Origin of the sequence: Streptomyces sp. 5-10, from assembly GCF_014712245.1 — a bacterium.
Lineage (GTDB): Bacteria > Actinomycetota > Actinomycetes > Streptomycetales > Streptomycetaceae > Streptomyces > Streptomyces violaceusniger.
This window is the reverse complement of sequence record NZ_JACVYG010000053.1, coordinates 17093-32096: the sequence shown is the minus strand read 5'-3', so window position 1 is coordinate 32096 and position 15004 is coordinate 17093. Positions and strand designations below refer to the sequence as shown.

The following is a 15004-nucleotide window of genomic DNA, read 5'->3' as shown; positions in this document are numbered from 1 at the left end:
CACTCGGGTACCGCAACCCCACGCGGCACGTCGCAGTGCTCAACCACGTCAAGACCAGGAGACACCACTCCCGTGGCAGTCAAGATCAAGCTGAAGCGTCTGGGCAAGATCCGGTCGCCTCACTACCGCATCGTCGTCGCCGACTCCCGCACCCGCCGTGACGGCCGGGCGATCGAGGAGATCGGTCTGTACCACCCGGTGCAGAACCCGTCGCGCATCGAGGTGGACTCGGAGCGCGTGCAGCACTGGCTGAAGGTCGGCGCGCAGCCGACCGAGCCGGTGCTGGCCATCCTGAAGGTCACCGGCGACTGGCAGAAGTTCAAGGGTCTGCCCGCCCCGGCCCCGATGAAGGTCGCCGAGCCGAAGGCCGACAAGCGCGCGCTGTTCGAGGCGGCCGCCAAGGACGCCGGTGACGAGCCGAAGGGTGAGGCGATCACCCCGAAGGCGAAGAAGGCCGACAAGAAGTCGGACGAGGCGGCCGAGTCCGCTGAGTCCACCGCGTCGACCGAGGCCTGAGGATGCTCGAGGAGGCCCTCGAGCACCTGGTGAAGGGCATCGTCGACAACCCCGACGACGTACAGGTGGCCTCGCGCAACCTGCGGCGCGGGCGGGTGCTCGAGGTCCGGGTGCACCCCGATGACCTCGGCAAGGTGATCGGCCGTAACGGCCGCACCGCACGCGCCCTGCGCACCGTCGTGGGCGCCATCGGCGGCCGTGGGATCCGCGTCGACCTCGTCGACGTCGATCAGGTCCGCTGAGGCGATCAAGAAGAGCACCGGCACGGGCCGGGGAGGGCTTTGGGCCGTCCCCGGCCCGTGTGTGTGAAGGGACATCGCATCGTGCAGTTGGTTGTCGCGCGGATCGGCCGTGCCCATGGCATCAAGGGCGAGGTCACCGTCGAGGTGCGGACGGACGAGCCGGAGCTGCGGCTCGGCCCGGGCGCCGTGCTGGCCACCGAGCCCGCCTCGGCCGGGCCGCTGACCATCGAGTCCGGCCGGGTGCACAGCGGCCGGCTGCTGCTGCGCTTCGAGGGAGTACGCGACCGCAACGCAGCGGAGGCGCTGCGCAACACCCTGCTGATCGCCGAGGTCGACCCGGAGGAGCTTCCCGAGGACCCCGAGGAGTTCTACGACCATCAGCTGATCGACCTCGACGTGGTCACCGTGGACGGCACGGAGGTCGGGCGGATCTCCGAGATCTCCCATCTGCCGTACCAGGACCTGCTGATCGTGAAGCGCCCCGACGGGGGTGAGGTGATGATCCCGTTCGTCTCCGAGGTCGTACCGGAGATCGATCTGGAGGCGCAGCGCGCCGTGATCGACCCGCCGCCGGGCCTGCTCGACGAGGCCGAGGCGGAGATCGCGGGCAGCCGTGAGGACGCGACCGCGGGCAACCGTAAGGGCGGCACCGAGGGCGGCCGTAAGGGCGAGACAGCGGGCAGCCGTAAGGGCGAGGCCGCGGACGGCGGTGCGACCGAGGGCGACCGTAAGGGCGGCACCGCGGGCGGCCGTGAGGATGAGTCGTCATGAGGCTCGACGTCGTCACGATCTTCCCCGAGTACCTGGAGCCGCTGAACGTCTCGCTGGTCGGCAAGGCCCGCGCCCGCGGCCAACTCGACGTGCGCGTCCACGATCTGCGCGCCTGGACGCACGACCGGCACAACACGGTCGACGACACCCCGTACGGCGGCGGCCCCGGCATGGTGATGAAGCCCGAGCCCTGGGGCGAGGCGCTTGACTCGATCATGGCGTCGGGCGAGGCCGAGGGGCTGGTCAAGCCCACGCTGATCGTGCCGACCCCGAGCGGCCGTCCGTTCACCCAGGCCCTCGCCGTCGAGCTCGCCGAGCGCCCCTGGCTGGTCTTCGCGCCCGCCCGCTACGAGGGCATCGACCGCCGGGTGATCGAGGAGTACGGCGAGCGGCTGGAGGTCCACGAGGTCTCGATCGGCGACTACGTCCTGGCCGGCGGCGAGGCCGCGGTGCTGGTGATCACCGAGGCGGTGGCCCGGCTGCTGCCGGGGGTGCTGGGCAACGCCGAGTCGCACCGTGACGACTCCTTCGCCCCCGGCGCGATGGCCGACCTCCTGGAGGGACCCGTCTACACCAAGCCCCCCGAGTGGCGCGGCCGCTCCATCCCGGAGGTGCTGGTCAGCGGCCACCACGGCAGGATCGCCCGCTGGCGCCGGGACGAGGCGTTCCGGCGTACCAGCGAGAACCGGCCCGATCTGATCGAGCGCTGCGACCCGGCGACGCTCGACAAGCACGACCGCGCGCTCCTGGCCGAGCTGGGCTGGGAGGAGTTGCCCGGGACCGGCGGGGCGACCAGCGGGGCGACCGGTGGGGCCCGATTTGGGCGGCCGGACCGGCCCGTGGAAGAATAGGTCGCTGCCGTACGTCCGGGTTGTGCGCCCCTGCCACAGGGGGACCGACGCCCACCCGATGAGGGCGGCACTCCGAATCATCATCCGATATTCCGCTGATGACCTGTGGCATCGGCGAGGAAAGCAGACGATCATGTCTCACCTGCTCGACACCGTCGACTCCGCGTCGCTGCGCAGCGACATCCCGACCTTCCGCCCCGGCGACACGGTCAACGTCCACGTCCGCGTCATCGAGGGCAACCGCTCCCGTGTCCAGCAGTTCAAGGGCGTCGTCATCCGCCGCCAGGGCTCCGGTGTCCGCGAGACCTTCACCGTCCGCAAGGTGAGCTTCAGCGTCGGCGTGGAGCGCACCTTCCCGGTGCACACCCCGATCGTCGAGAAGATCGAGGTCGTCACCCGCGGTGATGTGCGCCGGGCGAAGCTGTACTACCTGCGCGACCTCCGCGGCAAGGCCGCCAAGATCAAGGAGAAGCGCGAGAACTGAGCTCGCGGCTGGATCGCGGCGATTTTGCGCGACTACTGAGCTACCGCCGGATCATCCGGCCGGGCCGGATAGGCTCTGGCCCGATGAACACCGAAGGACAGCTCGCGGAGCGCGACCGCTCCCCGGGCTCCGAGAAGGAGCACGAGGGGCGGTCGCGCTCTTCGCGTGCCCCCGCGCGGGCCGGGCAGCCCCCGTCCGCCGGGCGGCTGCCGCAATGGCTGCGTGGGGGCCGGCCGGCCGGTGGCGGGCGCCGGCGGCGGGCGGCGCTGCTCGCGACCGCGTGTGCCGCCCTCGTGCTGCTGGTGAGCGGCTTTGTGGTGCAGCCGTTCCTGATCCCGAGCGGTTCCATGGAGAGCACCCTCCGCCGCGGGGACCGGGTGCTGGTGAACAAGCTCGCCTATCGATTCGGGGACGATCCGCGCCGCGGCGACGTTGTCGTCTTCGACGGAGCCGGTTCCTTCGGCGAGGAGGAGCCGTCCGGGAATCCGGTGACGGGTCTGCTGCGCAAGGCGGCCGCGGCGGTCGGGCTGGCCGAACCGGCCGAGTCCGACTACGTCAAGCGCGTGGTGGGCATCGGTGGTGACCGGGTCACCTGCTGCGACGAGCGGGGGAGGATCGAGGTGAACGGTCAGCCGGTGGACGAGCGCTATCTGCACCCCGGGGACAGGCCCTCGCGGGTGCGCTTCGACATCGTCGTGCCCGAGGGACGGCTGTGGGTGATGGGCGACCACCGCGACGCCTCCCGGGACTCGCGCGACTATCTGGGCGCCCCGGGCGGGGGCACGGTCCCCGTCGACAAGGTGATCGGCCGTGCCGAATGGATCGGCTGGCCGTTCGGCCGCTGGTCCGGCGTACCCCGGACGGACGCCTTCACGAGCGTGCCCGCGGCGCCCGGCCGCATACCGTCCGGTGCCCCCGGTGGTGCCCATGGGTAGGCGCGGGCGTCCTCGTGCCAGGGCGCGCCAGGCCGTTCCGCCCGTCGGCGTCGACGTGGGCACTCCCCGTCCGCCGGGCGAGCGCCGGGTGGGCGGGCGCGCGGAGCGGCGCAGGATCCAGCGGCGTATCAAGCGCAGGCGGCGCCGTTCGGCCGTCAAGGAGATACCGATCCTGGTGGGCGTGGCGCTGGTGATCGCGCTCGTCCTGAAGACCTTCCTGGTGCAGGCGTTCGTCATTCCGTCCGGCTCGATGGAGCAGACCATCCGGATCGGCGACCGGGTGCTGGTGGACAAGTTCACCCCGTGGTTCGGCTCGAAGCCGGAGCGCGGCGACGTGGTGGTGTTCAAGGACCCCGGCGGGTGGCTGGACGACGAGCGGAAGCCGCCCAAGGACGACCCGCCGGTCATCAAGCAGGGCAAGGAGTTCCTGACCTTCATCGGGCTGCTGCCGTCCTCCGACGAGCAGGACCTGATCAAGCGGGTGGTCGCGGTGGGCGGCGACACGGTGGAGTGCTGCGATACGAACGGTAAGGTCACCGTCAACGGGACGCCGCTGAACGAACCGTATCTGCACCCGGGGAACCCGCCGTCGCAGAAGCAGTTCAAGGTGACGGTCCCTCAGGGGCGGATGTTCGTGATGGGGGATCACCGGTCCAACTCGGCGGACTCCCGGGTCCATCTGGACGAGCCGTACCAGGGCACGGTGCCGGACAACATGGTGGTCGGCCGCGCCGTGGTGATCGCGTGGCCGTTCGGGCACATGCGGCGGCTCGAGGAACCGGGCACCTACGCCTCGGTGAAGGACGCGCCGAGTGGGGCGACACAGGCCGAAGGCTCGGCACATAGGCTGTCCCCCATGGATCAGCAAGGAATGGTCCAGCTCCCGACCCCTGCGGAACTCCCGCTCGTTATGGGAGTGGTGATCCTGCGCCGTTCGTGGGGCAGGCGGCAGTCAGGCGTGAGGAGTGGATGTGGGGGATTTGGCGGTCGGCGCACGATCCGGTCACGAAGAGCCCGAGAGGCAGCCCGGGACGGGGGCGGAGCACCCCACGAACGGGGCGGACGAGGCGCCCGAAGCCGGTGCACCCACGAACGGGGCGGCTGCCGCGCCCGGGGCGTCGGACCCACACGGATCCGATGGCGGGCCGGAACCCTCCGATCCCCAGGACGGTCCCGGCGCCGCTGATCCGTCCGGGCCCGGGGACGGGGCGTCGAAGCCGGGCCCCGGGAAGCCCGGCGGACCCGGGAAGCTCGGCAAGCCCAAGAAGGTGCGCTCCTTCTGGAAGGAGCTGCCGATCCTGGTCATCATCGCACTGGCTCTGGCGCTGCTGATCAAGACCTTCCTGGTGCAGGCGTTCTCGATCCCGTCCGACTCGATGCAGGACACCCTGCAGCGGGGCGACCGGGTGCTGGTGGACAAGCTCACCCCGTGGTTCGGCTCCGAGCCGGAGCGCGGCGAGGTGGTCGTCTTCCACGACCCGGGCGGCTGGCTCGGCGAGTCGCAGACCAAGAGCTCCGGCCCGGTCGCCGAGGGCATCCAGAAGGCACTCAGCTTCATCGGGCTGATGCCGTCGGCGGAGGAGAAGGACCTGATCAAGCGGGTCATCGCGGTCGGTGGGGACACCGTCTCCTGCAAGCGCGGCGGCAAGGTGATGGTCAACGGCAAGCCGCTGGACGAGCCGTACATCTTTCCCGGGAACACCCCCTGCGACGAGAAGCCGTTCGGCCCGATCAAGGTGCCCGAGGGCCGGATCTGGGTGATGGGCGACCACCGTCAGGACTCGCTGGACTCCCGCTACCACCAGAACCTGCACAACGGCACGGTCTCGGTGGACGATGTCGTCGGGCGCGCGATCGTCATCGCCTGGCCGATCAACCGCTGGACCACCCTGCCGGTGCCGAGCACCTTCGACCAGCCGGGTCTGAGCGCGGCCGCCGCGATGGCCCCCTCGGCCCTGGGATTCGCCGGTGCGGTGCCGATCGTCCTGTGGCGCCGCCGCCGACTGACCGCCAAGGTCCGAGCGGAGGCCGAGAGCCGGCCGGAGCGGTTGACCGCCGACTGCTGACGGGGCCCGTACCGCCGGGTAAGGTGCGGTTCCGTGTGCCCCGGGGCACACGGAACCTGATCTTCTACGTCTGTTGCGTACGGCGGGAGCACTGGAATGAGCGGAGCCCAAGGGGTGGGGGGCGGCAAGCCGCGGCGCACGCCCGGCAGCGTGCTGTCCGGGCTGGCGGTGGCCGTCGGGTGTGTGCTGTTCCTCGGCGGCTTCGTCTGGGGCGCGGTGCTCTACAAGCCGTACACGGTCCCCACCGACTCCATGGCGCCGACCATCGGCAAGGGCGCCCGGGTGCTGGCGGAGCGGGTCGACGGCGGCGACGTGCGCCGCGGGGACGTGGTGGTCTTCCACGACCAGGTGTGGGGCGACCTGCCCATGGTGAAGCGGGTCATCGGGGTCGGCGGCGACCGGGTCGAGTGCTGTGACAAGCAGGGCCGGCTGCGGGTGAACGGCAAGGTCCTCGAGGAACCGTATCTGCGCTCGGGGGAGCAGGCGTCCTCCTCGGTCTTCTCCACCACCGTGCCCAAGAACCGGCTGTTCCTGCTGGGCGACCATCGCAGCGACTCCCTGGACTCGCGGGTGCACCTCACCGACGAGGCGGGCGGCGCCGTGGAGCGCGGCGCGGTGGACGCCCGGGTGGACGCCACCGCCTGGCCGCTGGGGTCCTGGGGGACCGTGGGGCGGCCCGATGCCTTCAAGGCGCTGCCGGGCGGGATCTCGCAGCCGGGGCCGCTGGGGCCGATCCTGATCGCGGTCGTCGTGGGCGCGGTGCTGATCCTGGTGGGCGCGGCCCATGGGCCGATCGTCCGGCGCAGGTCGGGCGGTGGCGCACGGCGGGACCAGGCGGCGAAGGGGAAGGTGGCCGCAAGTGGCTGAGGGGTCGGACATAGGCGAGCGGAGCGGCACGGACGAGCGGCGGCTGCGGAAGGTCGCCCGGGTGGTGCTGCTGGACCCGCGGGACCGGATCCTGCTGCTGCACGGCTTCGAACCGGACGATCCGTCCTCGACCTGGTGGTTCACCCCGGGAGGCGGCCTGGAGGGCGAGGAGAGCCGCGAGGAGGCGGCGCTCCGGGAACTCGCGGAGGAGACCGGGATCACCGATGTGCGGCTCGGGCCGCTGCTGTGGCGGCGGATCTGCTCGTTCCCGTTCGCCGGGCGGCGCTGGGACCAGGACGAGTGGTACTACCTGTGTCGTACCCAACAGACCCCGGCACGCGCCGGTGGCGGGCTGACGGAGCTGGAGCGGCGGAGCGTGGCCGGTCTGCGCTGGTGGACGGCGGATGAGCTGGCCTCGGCCACCGAGCCGGTGTACCCGACACGGCTGGCGGAGCTGTTGCGTACGCTGCTCGTCGAGGGACCCCCGAGTGCACCGGTGATCCTGGAGACTGAGCGCGTCTGACGCACAATGGGGGGACGCACGGCTGAAGGGGAACATGCCATGAGCGCCGAGGACCTCGAGAAGTACGAGACCGAGATGGAGCTGAAGCTCTACCGGGAGTACCGCGATGTCGTCGGTCTGTTCAAATATGTGATCGAGACCGAGCGTCGCTTCTATCTCACCAACGACTACGAGATGCAGGTGCACTCGGTCCAGGGTGAGGTCTTCTTCGAGGTGTCGATGGCCGACGCCTGGGTCTGGGACATGTATCGCCCGGCCCGTTTCGTGAAGCAGGTACGGGTTCTCACGTTCAAGGACGTGAATATCGAGGAGCTGAACAAGAGCGACCTCGATCTTCCGAGCGGCTGATTCCGGCTTCCGGGAGGCTGACGCCGGCTTCCGAGCGGTCGGCTCCGACTTTCGGGCGGTCGGCTCAGGCTTCCGGGCGGTCGGCTCCGGCGTTTTCGTGCGGCTGACTCCACCTTCCGGGTGGCCGAGTTTTCCACAGCCGGATGGCTGTCCACAGGAATGCTCCAAGATCCCTGAGCGGGACGCGGGGGCGTCACAGTCGGTGCCGGAGGTGGTGCCGAATGAACGCCCGAGGAGCGCTGGGCCGCTACGGCGAGGATGTGGCGGCCCGCACATTGGCGGAAGCCGGGATGACCGTCCTGGAGCGCAATTGGCGGTGCCGGGACGGCGAGATCGACATCGTCGCGCTCGACGCCGGGGCGCTGGTGGTGTGCGAGGTCAAGACGCGCCGCGAGGGTGGTTACGAGCATCCGATGGCGGCCGTCGGACCGGACAAGACCGAGCGGTTGCGGTGGCTGGCGGAGCGCTGGCTCGAGCGGCACGGCGGTCCGCCGCCGGGCGGGGTGCGGATCGATGTGGTGGGGGTGTTGCTGCCCCGCCGGGGCGCGCCCGTGGTCGAGCATGTGCGAGGGGTGGCCTGATGGGGTTCGCCCGCACCTGCTCGGTGGCGCTGGTCGGGGTCGAGGGCGTGGTGGTGGAGGTCCAGGCCGATCTGGAACCGGGAGTGGCCGCCTTCACCCTCGTCGGACTGCCCGACAAGAGCCTGGTGGAGAGTCGGGACCGGGTCCGCGCGGCCGTGGTCAATTCCGGCGGTGAATGGCCGCAGCGGAAGCTCACGGTCGGGCTCAGCCCGGCATCCGTCCCCAAGGGCGGCAGCGGCTTCGACCTGGCCGTGGCCTGCGCGGTGCTCGGCGCGGCCGAGCGCGTGGACCCGCGGGAGATCGCCGATCTGATGATGATCGGGGAGCTGGGCCTTGACGGCCGGGTGCGGCCGGTCCGCGGCGTGCTGCCCGCCGTGCTCGCCGCCTCCGAGGCGGGCTACCGCCAGGTCGTGGTGCCCGAGCAGACGGCGGCGGAGGCGGCCCTGGTGCCGGGCGTCTCGGTGCTGGGCGTACGGAGCCTGCGCCAGCTGATCGCGGTGCTGACGGACGAGCCGGTGCCCGAGGAGGAGGAACCCCAGGAGCTGGGCCGCCCCGACCCGATGCTGGCGGGGCTCACCGTGCCCGGCGCCGGCATGGGCACCGGCATCGCCGCCGTGCCGGGGGCCGGGGCGGGGCGGCCCGATCTGGCCGAGGTCGCCGGGCAGCGGGCCGCGCGCATCGCCCTGGAGGTCGCGGCCGCGGGCGGGCACCACCTCTTCCTGAGCGGCCCTCCAGGCGCCGGGAAGACCATGCTGGCCGAGCGGCTGCCCGGGCTGCTGCCGCCGCTCACCCAGCAGGAGGCCCTGGAGGTCACGGCGGTCCACTCGGTCGCCGGGGTCCTCCCGCCGGGGCAGCCCCTGGTGGAGACCCCGCCGTACTGCGCCCCGCACCACTCGGCCACCATGGCCGCGCTCGTCGGCGGGGGCAACGGCCTGCCGAGACCCGGCGCGGTCTCGCTCGCCCACCGTGGAGTGCTCTTCCTGGACGAGGCCCCCGAGTTCAGCGGGAAGGCGCTGGACGCCCTGCGGCAGCCCCTGGAGTCGGGGCATGTGGTGGTGGCCCGGTCCGCCGGGATGATGCGGATGCCGGCGCGCTTCCTGCTGATGCTGGCGGCCAACCCCTGCCCCTGTGGGCGCCACGGTCTGATCGGCGACGTCTGCGAGTGTTCGCCCGCCACGGTCCGCCGCTATCAGGCACGGCTGTCCGGACCGCTGCTGGACCGGGTGGACCTGCGGGTCCGCGTCGAGGCGGTGAGCCGGACCGAGCTCACCGGGGCGCGTGCCGGGGCCGAGAGCAGCGCCTCCGTCGCGGCCCGGATCCGGGAGGCCCGGGAGCGGTCCGCCGCCCGGCTCCACGGCACCCCCTGGCGGCTGAACAGCGAGGTGCCGGGCCATGAGCTGCGCACCCGCTGGCAGCCGTTCCCCGGTGCGCTGCGCGAGGCCGAGCGCGATATGGAGCGCGGGCTGCTCACCGCCCGGGGGCTCGACCGGGTGCTGAGGGTCGCCTGGACCGTCGCCGACCTGGCCGGGCACGACCGGCCCATGGCGCCGGACATCGCCCAGGCGCTGCAGCTGCGCACCGGGGTCAGCCGCGGGGTGCCGGTCCCGGCGGGGGAGTGCTGATGCCGACTCCTTCGGCGGGCGGCCGCGGCGCCGTCCCCGCACTGTTCTCCGAGCCCGGGCAGGGGCGCGGGCAGGGGCAGGGCGGCTGGGACGAGGGACAAGGGCGCCCGGAGGGGCGGGGCGTTCCGGACGCAGGGCAGGGGCTGCCCGAGCGATGGGGCGTCCCGGATGAGAGGGGCACCCCGGACGAGGGTCGGGGGCTCCCCGAGCGGCGGGCCACCCCGGACGAGGGGCAGGAGCTCGCTGAGCGGCGGGCCACCCCGGACGAGGAGCGGCTGGCGCGGGCGGCGCTCACCCGGCTCGTGGAGCCCGGGGACGAGACGGTGGGGCGTTGGCTGCGCCATATGGGGCCGGTGGCGCTGTGGCGGGCGCTCACCGGGAAGGGCAAGCCCCCGCCCGGGGCCACCGGGGAGCGGCTGGCCGGATGCGCCCTCCGGGCGGCCGGGGTGGACCCGGTCGCCGACCTCGCGCTGATCGCCCGGCGCGGTGGACGGTTCATCTGCCCCGGGGACCTGGACTGGCCCGGCCAGCTCGACGATCTCGGTGACGCTCGCCCGGTCGGGTTATGGGTGCGCGGCCGGGCCGACCTGCGGATGTGGGCGCTGCGCTCGGTCGCCGTGGTGGGCGCGCGGGCGTGCAGCGACTACGGCGCGCATGTCGCGGCGTCCCTCGGCACCGGGCTCGCCGAGCGGGGCTGGGTGGTCGTCTCCGGGGCGGCCCACGGCGTGGACGGCGCGGCTCACCGAGGGTCGCTCGCCGCGGGTGGGGCCACCATCGCGGTGCTCGCCTCCGGTGTGGACGTCCCCTATCCGCGAGCGCACTCCGAGTTGATCGAGCGCATCGCCGAACAGGGCCTGGTGCTGGCCGAGTTGCCACCCGGAGCGCATCCGACACGCCACAGATTCGTGCTCCGCAACCGGGTCATCGCCGCCCTCACCCGCGGCACGGTCGTGGTCGAGGCCCAGTACCGCAGCGGATCGCTGGTCACCGCGCGCCGGGCACAACAGCTCGGGCGGTCCACCATGGGGGTGCCCGGACCGGTGACCAGCGGGCTCTCGGCCGGGGTGCACGAACTGCTGCGCGGCGAGGCCGTCCTGGTCACCGATGCCGCCGAAGTCGCCGAGCTCATCGGCGGCATCGGAGACCTCGCCCCGGAGCGGCGGGGGCCGCTGGTCGAGCGGGACCTGCTCCATCCCGTGACGGCACGGGTGCTGGAAGCGTTGTCGGCACGGGGCGGCAACCACCTGCGGGACGTGGCCCGGGAATCCGGGACCGGCTGCGACGAGGCCCTGGGCCGGCTCCATGAACTGCTCGCCCTGGGCTTCGTCGAACGTCATGGCGATCGATGGGAGTTGGTCCCGGCCCCGCGCCGGAGCGACGGCGCACGGCGAGGCGATCCCCCGAATCGGGGCAATCGGGTGAAAGGGTTGAGGCGATGACCGTATCCGCACACCGCCGAGCCGACGCCGTTCGCATACCGCGACGCCTTAGTCACGCTACGCTCACAAGGTTTCCGGCGGAAGCGTACGTCCTCACCCATGTCATGGCAGAACGGCTCAAGGCGACGAATGCCCCAGCACATCTCCGGGTCTGACAGCGCGGCGCCGCCCGCGGCCCGCGGCGCGGTGCACCCTGCCGCGCCCTCATCGCTCGACGAGCTGTGGCGGTCGTACAAGACCACGGGCGACGGCCGGCTGCGGGAGCAGCTGATCCTGCACTACTCACCGCTGGTCAAATATGTGGCCGGCCGGGTCAGCGTCGGGCTGCCCTCCAATGTCGAGCAGGCGGACTTCGTCTCGTCCGGGGTCTTCGGACTCATCGACGCCATCGAGAAGTTCGACCCCGAGCGCGCCATCAAGTTCGAGACCTATGCGATCACCCGGATCCGCGGCGCGATGATCGACGAGCTGCGGGCGCTGGACTGGATCCCACGGTCGGTCCGCCAGAAGGCCCGGGCCGTGGAGCGGGCGTACGCCACGCTGGAGGCCCAGCTGCGCCGCACCCCCTCGGAGGCCGAGGTGGCCGCCGAGATGAGCATCAGCCTCGAGGAACTGCACGGTGTCTTCAGTCAGTTGTCGCTCGCCAATGTGGTCGCCCTGGAGGAGCTGCTGCACGTCGGCGGCGAGGGTGGCGACCGGCTCAGCCTCATGGACACCCTCGAGGACACCGCGGCGGACAACCCGGTCGAGGTGGCCGAGGACCGGGAGCTGCGCCGGCTGCTCGCCCGGGCGATCAACACCCTCCCGGAACGGGAGAAGACCGTGGTCACGCTCTACTACTACGAGGGGCTCACGCTCGCCGAGATCGGCCAGGTGCTCGGCGTCACCGAGAGCCGGGTCAGCCAGATCCACACCAAATCGGTGCTCCAGCTGCGGGCGAAACTCGCCGACGTCGGGCGCTGAATCGTCCCTCCGGCATCGCCCTCCGGGCGGCCTCTTCCGTAAAGTGGTCGGGTGCCCAGGATTCGAGCGGCCTCAGTGGCCGAGCACCGGACGATGCAGCGCGCGGCCCTGCTGGAGGCCGCCCGCACCCTGCTGTCCGAGGGGGGTACGGAGGCGCTGACCTTCCCCGCCCTCGCCGAGCGCACGGGACTCGCACGGTCCTCCGTCTATGAGTACTTCCGCTCCCGCGCCGCCGTGGTCGAGGAGCTGTGCGCCGTGGACTTCCCGGTCTGGGCCGCAGAGGTCGAGGCCGCCATGGAGCGGGCCGACGGGCCCGAGGCGAAGATCGAGGCGTATGTCCGCCGCCAGCTCGCGCTCGTCGGCGACCGTCGGCACCGCGCGGTGGTGGCGATCTCCGCCGGTGAGCTGGATGCGGGCGCGCGGGAGAAGATCCGGGCCGCCCACGGCGGGCTGATCGCCATGGTGGTCGAGGCCCTCGCGGCCCTCGGGCATGAGCAGCCCCGGCTCTCGGCCGTACTCCTCCAGGGCGTCGTGGACGCCGCGGTCCGGCGCATCGAGCTCGGCGCGGCCGAGGACCCCGACCGGATCACCGAGGCGGCCGCCGCCATGGCCCTGCGCGGCGTCCGGGGCTGACCGCCCGGCCCTTCCACTGCCCCCGGCGGGCGCACGCGAGATGCGGCCCGGACGGCCGGGCGACCCGGACCGACCCGGGCGACCCAGCCGGATCCGGGCCCAGAGGGATGCCGCCACCAGCGCCGCGGCCGTCGGCAGCCGGGTGTCCCCGGCAGGGGAGGCGAGCGCGGAGACCGTGGGCGCGTCGCGCACCCCGAACACCGGAAGCAGCCGGGACGGCCCGCCCCGCAGCATCGACGGCGGCAGCAGTGACAGCGGATCGAGATAGCGGTCCGCGCGCCGCAGCCCCCAGTGCAGGCAGCCCGGCCGGCAGTGGAAGGGGCCCGGCGCCACCACGCCGACCACCTGCCCGGCGGTCACCCGCTCCCCCTTGGTCACCGTGGCGCGCACCGGTTCGTAGGTGGTGCGCAGGGGAGGGGAGCCGGGCCCGGACACCTCTATCACCAGCACACCACGGCCCGCGACCGGGCCCACGAAGCTCACCCGCCCCGGGCCCGCTGCCCGGACCCGCTCGCCCGGGCGCACCGCGAGGTCGACCCCGCGGTGCCCCGCCGCCCAGGGCGCCGGAGGCGGCCGCCAGCCCCTCAGCACGGCAGGCCGCACCGCGCCCGGAGCACCGTCGACCGGCCACGACCGCTCCCCGCTCGGTCTCGACCGTCCCTCGCCCGGTCTCGTCCCCGGCTCCGGCTCCGCACGCGGAGTAGGCGCCGCGCGCGGATCCGCCGCCGCGGCCCGTGCCGCCGGAAGAGGTAACGCCACAGGAGGCGCCGTCGGCACCGACAGCACCGACAGCACGAGAATCACCAGGGCAAGAGCCCGCCCCACCACAAGCCTTCGCATGCCCCCACGATGGCCCGGCGGCCCGAAACGGGTGGATCATGGACGGAATCGGGGGACTACTCACTGGTTGTGGATAACGCCGTCACCCGGCACCGTACCGGTCCCGTACACTTCTTATGGCGATCCGGGTCACCGGATCGACTTCGCACGCCCCGCCACCGGTGCTCCGATCGCGCATCGGTCAGCTCGGTGGCCGCGCCCCTCGGTCCTCGGACGACCCCCGAAAGGGCCCCGTCCGTGGCAGGCGCGCCGGGACGTCAGGAGCGGCGGCCGCCCGGCCGCTGTGGAACCGAGTACCTCAAGGAGTACGGCCATGGCCGTCGTCACGATGCGGGAGCTGCTGGAGAGCGGCGTCCACTTCGGGCACCAGACCCGCCGCTGGAACCCGAAGATGAAGCGCTTCATCTTCACCGAGCGCAACGGCATCTACATCATCGACCTGCTCCAGTCGCTGTCGTACATCGACCGCGCCTACGAGTTCGTCAAGGAGACCGTCGCCCACGGCGGCTCCATCATGTTCGTCGGCACCAAGAAGCAGGCGCAGGAGGCCATCGCCGAGCAGGCGACCCGCGTCGGCATGCCGTACGTCAACCAGCGCTGGCTGGGCGGCATGCTCACCAACTTCTCGACCGTCTACAAGCGCCTGCAGCGCCTGAAGGAGCTCGAGCAGATCGACTTCGAGGATGTGGCCGCCTCCGGCCTCACCAAGAAGGAGCTCCTGGTCCTCTCCCGCGAGAAGGCCAAGCTGGAGAAGACCCTCGGCGGTATCCGCGAGATGCAGAAGGTGCCGAGCGCCGTCTGGATCGTGGACACCAAGAAGGAGCACATCGCCGTCGGTGAGGCGCGCAAGCTCCGGATCCCGGTCGTCGCGATCCTCGACACCAACTGCGACCCGGACGAGGTCGACTACAAGATCCCGGGCAACGACGATGCGATCCGCTCCGTCACCCTGCTCACCCGGGTGATCGCCGACGCCGTCGCCGAGGGCCTCATCGCCCGTTCCGGTGTCGCCACCGGTGACGAGAAGGCCGACAAGGCCGCTGGCGAGCCGCTCGCCGAGTGGGAGCGCGACCTGCTCGAGGGCGAGAAGAAGGCCGACGAGGCCGAGGCCAAGCCGGCCGAGGCCGCCGCGGACAAGCCCGCCGAGGACGCCAAGCCGACCGAGGACGCCAAGCCGGCCGAGGCCCCCGCCGCGGGCACCGAGCAGGGCTGACCACTCAGACGTCACTCAGACGGTGTATGACGGCGGGGGACGGTGCCGGTGGCGCCGCCCCCGCCGTTCACCCGTAGAGCTTTCGACTTTCGAGAAGAGATTCACAGATC

General features: G+C 72.2%; 17 protein-coding genes and 1 pseudogene. 17 read left to right on the top strand and 1 reads right to left on the bottom strand.

Annotated elements, in window-relative coordinates; translation table 11 throughout:
- Positions 1-72 precede the first annotated feature (72 nt).
- From rpsP to IEJ02_RS38675, 16 genes are all read left to right on the top strand, one after another.
- Positions 73-516, top strand: a complete 444-nt coding sequence (rpsP, locus tag IEJ02_RS38750) for a 30S ribosomal protein S16 (RefSeq protein WP_037948612.1) — start codon at positions 73-75, stop codon at positions 514-516.
- Between the two features lie 2 nt (positions 517-518).
- Positions 519-758 (top strand): RNA-binding protein, encoded by a 240-nt coding sequence (locus IEJ02_RS38745; protein WP_005311361.1) that lies wholly within the window; start codon positions 519-521, stop codon positions 756-758.
- A gap of 81 nt (positions 759-839) precedes the next feature.
- Entirely contained in the window at positions 840-1529 is a 690-nt protein-coding gene (gene rimM, locus IEJ02_RS38740; RefSeq protein ID WP_191069075.1) for a ribosome maturation factor RimM, read from the top strand.
- Positions 1526-2380, top strand: coding sequence for a tRNA (guanosine(37)-N1)-methyltransferase TrmD (gene trmD, locus IEJ02_RS38735; RefSeq protein ID WP_191069074.1), 855 nt, complete (start codon positions 1526-1528; stop codon positions 2378-2380). The genes rimM and trmD overlap by 4 nt, the downstream gene beginning before the upstream one ends.
- 133 nt (positions 2381-2513) lie before the next feature.
- A complete protein-coding gene (gene rplS, locus IEJ02_RS38730; protein WP_030834224.1) occupies positions 2514-2864 on the top strand; it encodes a 50S ribosomal protein L19 in 351 nt (116 codons plus the stop codon).
- A gap of 83 nt (positions 2865-2947) precedes the next feature.
- Entirely contained in the window at positions 2948-3799 is an 852-nt protein-coding gene (lepB, locus tag IEJ02_RS38725; RefSeq protein WP_191069073.1) for a signal peptidase I, read from the top strand.
- On the top strand, positions 3792-4985 hold the full coding sequence (gene lepB, locus IEJ02_RS38720) for a signal peptidase I (RefSeq protein WP_191069072.1): 1194 nt from the start codon (positions 3792-3794) through the stop codon (positions 4983-4985). The genes lepB (IEJ02_RS38725) and lepB (IEJ02_RS38720) overlap by 8 nt, the downstream gene beginning before the upstream one ends.
- A gap of 82 nt (positions 4986-5067) precedes the next feature.
- Positions 5068-5865, top strand: coding sequence for a signal peptidase I (gene lepB / locus IEJ02_RS38715; RefSeq protein ID WP_191069071.1), 798 nt, complete (start codon positions 5068-5070; stop codon positions 5863-5865).
- Between the two features lie 96 nt (positions 5866-5961).
- Positions 5962-6732 (top strand): signal peptidase I, encoded by a 771-nt coding sequence (lepB, locus tag IEJ02_RS38710; protein WP_137979765.1) that lies wholly within the window; start codon positions 5962-5964, stop codon positions 6730-6732.
- On the top strand, positions 6725-7255 hold the full coding sequence (locus IEJ02_RS38705; protein ID WP_191069070.1) for an NUDIX hydrolase: 531 nt from the start codon (positions 6725-6727) through the stop codon (positions 7253-7255). Before lepB (IEJ02_RS38710) ends, IEJ02_RS38705 begins: the two co-directional genes overlap by 8 nt.
- Before the next feature lie 39 nt (positions 7256-7294).
- Positions 7295-7603 (top strand): DUF2469 domain-containing protein, encoded by a 309-nt coding sequence (locus tag IEJ02_RS38700; protein ID WP_004944840.1) that lies wholly within the window; start codon positions 7295-7297, stop codon positions 7601-7603.
- 221 nt (positions 7604-7824) lie between these two features.
- The gene (locus IEJ02_RS38695) at positions 7825-8184 is read left to right on the top strand and encodes a YraN family protein (RefSeq protein ID WP_191069069.1); all 360 of its coding nucleotides are present in this window, start codon (positions 7825-7827) and stop codon (positions 8182-8184) included.
- Positions 8184-9806 carry a YifB family Mg chelatase-like AAA ATPase gene (locus IEJ02_RS38690; RefSeq protein WP_191069068.1) on the top strand — a complete coding sequence of 541 codons (1623 nt, stop codon included), beginning with the start codon at positions 8184-8186 and terminating at the stop codon, positions 9804-9806. The genes IEJ02_RS38695 and IEJ02_RS38690 overlap by 1 nt, the downstream gene beginning before the upstream one ends.
- On the top strand, positions 9806-11245 hold the full coding sequence (gene dprA / locus IEJ02_RS38685) for a DNA-processing protein DprA (protein WP_223865171.1): 1440 nt from the start codon (positions 9806-9808) through the stop codon (positions 11243-11245). The genes IEJ02_RS38690 and dprA overlap by 1 nt, the downstream gene beginning before the upstream one ends.
- A gap of 129 nt (positions 11246-11374) precedes the next feature.
- On the top strand, positions 11375-12208 hold the full coding sequence (gene whiG, locus IEJ02_RS38680) for an RNA polymerase sigma factor WhiG (protein WP_069866419.1): 834 nt from the start codon (positions 11375-11377) through the stop codon (positions 12206-12208).
- A gap of 93 nt (positions 12209-12301) precedes the next feature.
- Positions 12302-12841, top strand: coding sequence for a TetR/AcrR family transcriptional regulator (locus IEJ02_RS38675; protein ID WP_191069098.1), 540 nt, complete (start codon positions 12302-12304; stop codon positions 12839-12841).
- A gap of 315 nt (positions 12842-13156) precedes the next feature.
- On the opposite strand, the pseudogene IEJ02_RS38670 reads toward IEJ02_RS38675, so the two are convergent.
- Positions 13157-13681, bottom strand: a pseudogene (locus tag IEJ02_RS38670) (murein hydrolase activator EnvC family protein); the annotation flags it as partial.
- 313 nt (positions 13682-13994) lie between these two features.
- Here IEJ02_RS38670 and rpsB point away from each other — a divergent pair.
- Positions 13995-14894: a 30S ribosomal protein S2 gene (gene rpsB / locus IEJ02_RS38665; protein WP_137979770.1), complete on the top strand. Its 900-nt coding sequence runs from the start codon at positions 13995-13997 to the stop codon at positions 14892-14894.
- The last annotated feature ends 110 nt before the right edge of the window (positions 14895-15004 follow it).

What these genes read in the sequence shown, in the direction of transcription:
- whiG (WP_069866419.1), top strand. Translation starts at nt 11,375, where the DNA reads ATGCCCCAGCACATCTCCGGGTCTGACAGCGCGGCGCCGCCCGCGGCC.
- lepB (WP_137979765.1), top strand. Translation starts at nt 5,962, where the DNA reads ATGAGCGGAGCCCAAGGGGTGGGGGGCGGCAAGCCGCGGCGCACGCCC.
- trmD (WP_191069074.1), top strand. Translation starts at nt 1,526, where the DNA reads ATGAGGCTCGACGTCGTCACGATCTTCCCCGAGTACCTGGAGCCGCTG.
- dprA (WP_223865171.1), top strand. Translation starts at nt 9,806, where the DNA reads ATGCCGACTCCTTCGGCGGGCGGCCGCGGCGCCGTCCCCGCACTGTTC.
- rplS (WP_030834224.1), top strand. Translation starts at nt 2,514, where the DNA reads ATGTCTCACCTGCTCGACACCGTCGACTCCGCGTCGCTGCGCAGCGAC.
- lepB (WP_191069073.1), top strand. Translation starts at nt 2,948, where the DNA reads ATGAACACCGAAGGACAGCTCGCGGAGCGCGACCGCTCCCCGGGCTCC.
- IEJ02_RS38700 (WP_004944840.1), top strand. Translation starts at nt 7,295, where the DNA reads ATGAGCGCCGAGGACCTCGAGAAGTACGAGACCGAGATGGAGCTGAAG.
- rpsB (WP_137979770.1), top strand. Translation starts at nt 13,995, where the DNA reads ATGGCCGTCGTCACGATGCGGGAGCTGCTGGAGAGCGGCGTCCACTTC.
- lepB (WP_191069072.1), top strand. Translation starts at nt 3,792, where the DNA reads ATGGGTAGGCGCGGGCGTCCTCGTGCCAGGGCGCGCCAGGCCGTTCCG.
- IEJ02_RS38690 (WP_191069068.1), top strand. Translation starts at nt 8,184, where the DNA reads ATGGGGTTCGCCCGCACCTGCTCGGTGGCGCTGGTCGGGGTCGAGGGC.
- IEJ02_RS38745 (WP_005311361.1), top strand. Translation starts at nt 519, where the DNA reads ATGCTCGAGGAGGCCCTCGAGCACCTGGTGAAGGGCATCGTCGACAAC.
- IEJ02_RS38695 (WP_191069069.1), top strand. Translation starts at nt 7,825, where the DNA reads ATGAACGCCCGAGGAGCGCTGGGCCGCTACGGCGAGGATGTGGCGGCC.
- IEJ02_RS38675 (WP_191069098.1), top strand. Translation starts at nt 12,302, where the DNA reads ATGCAGCGCGCGGCCCTGCTGGAGGCCGCCCGCACCCTGCTGTCCGAG.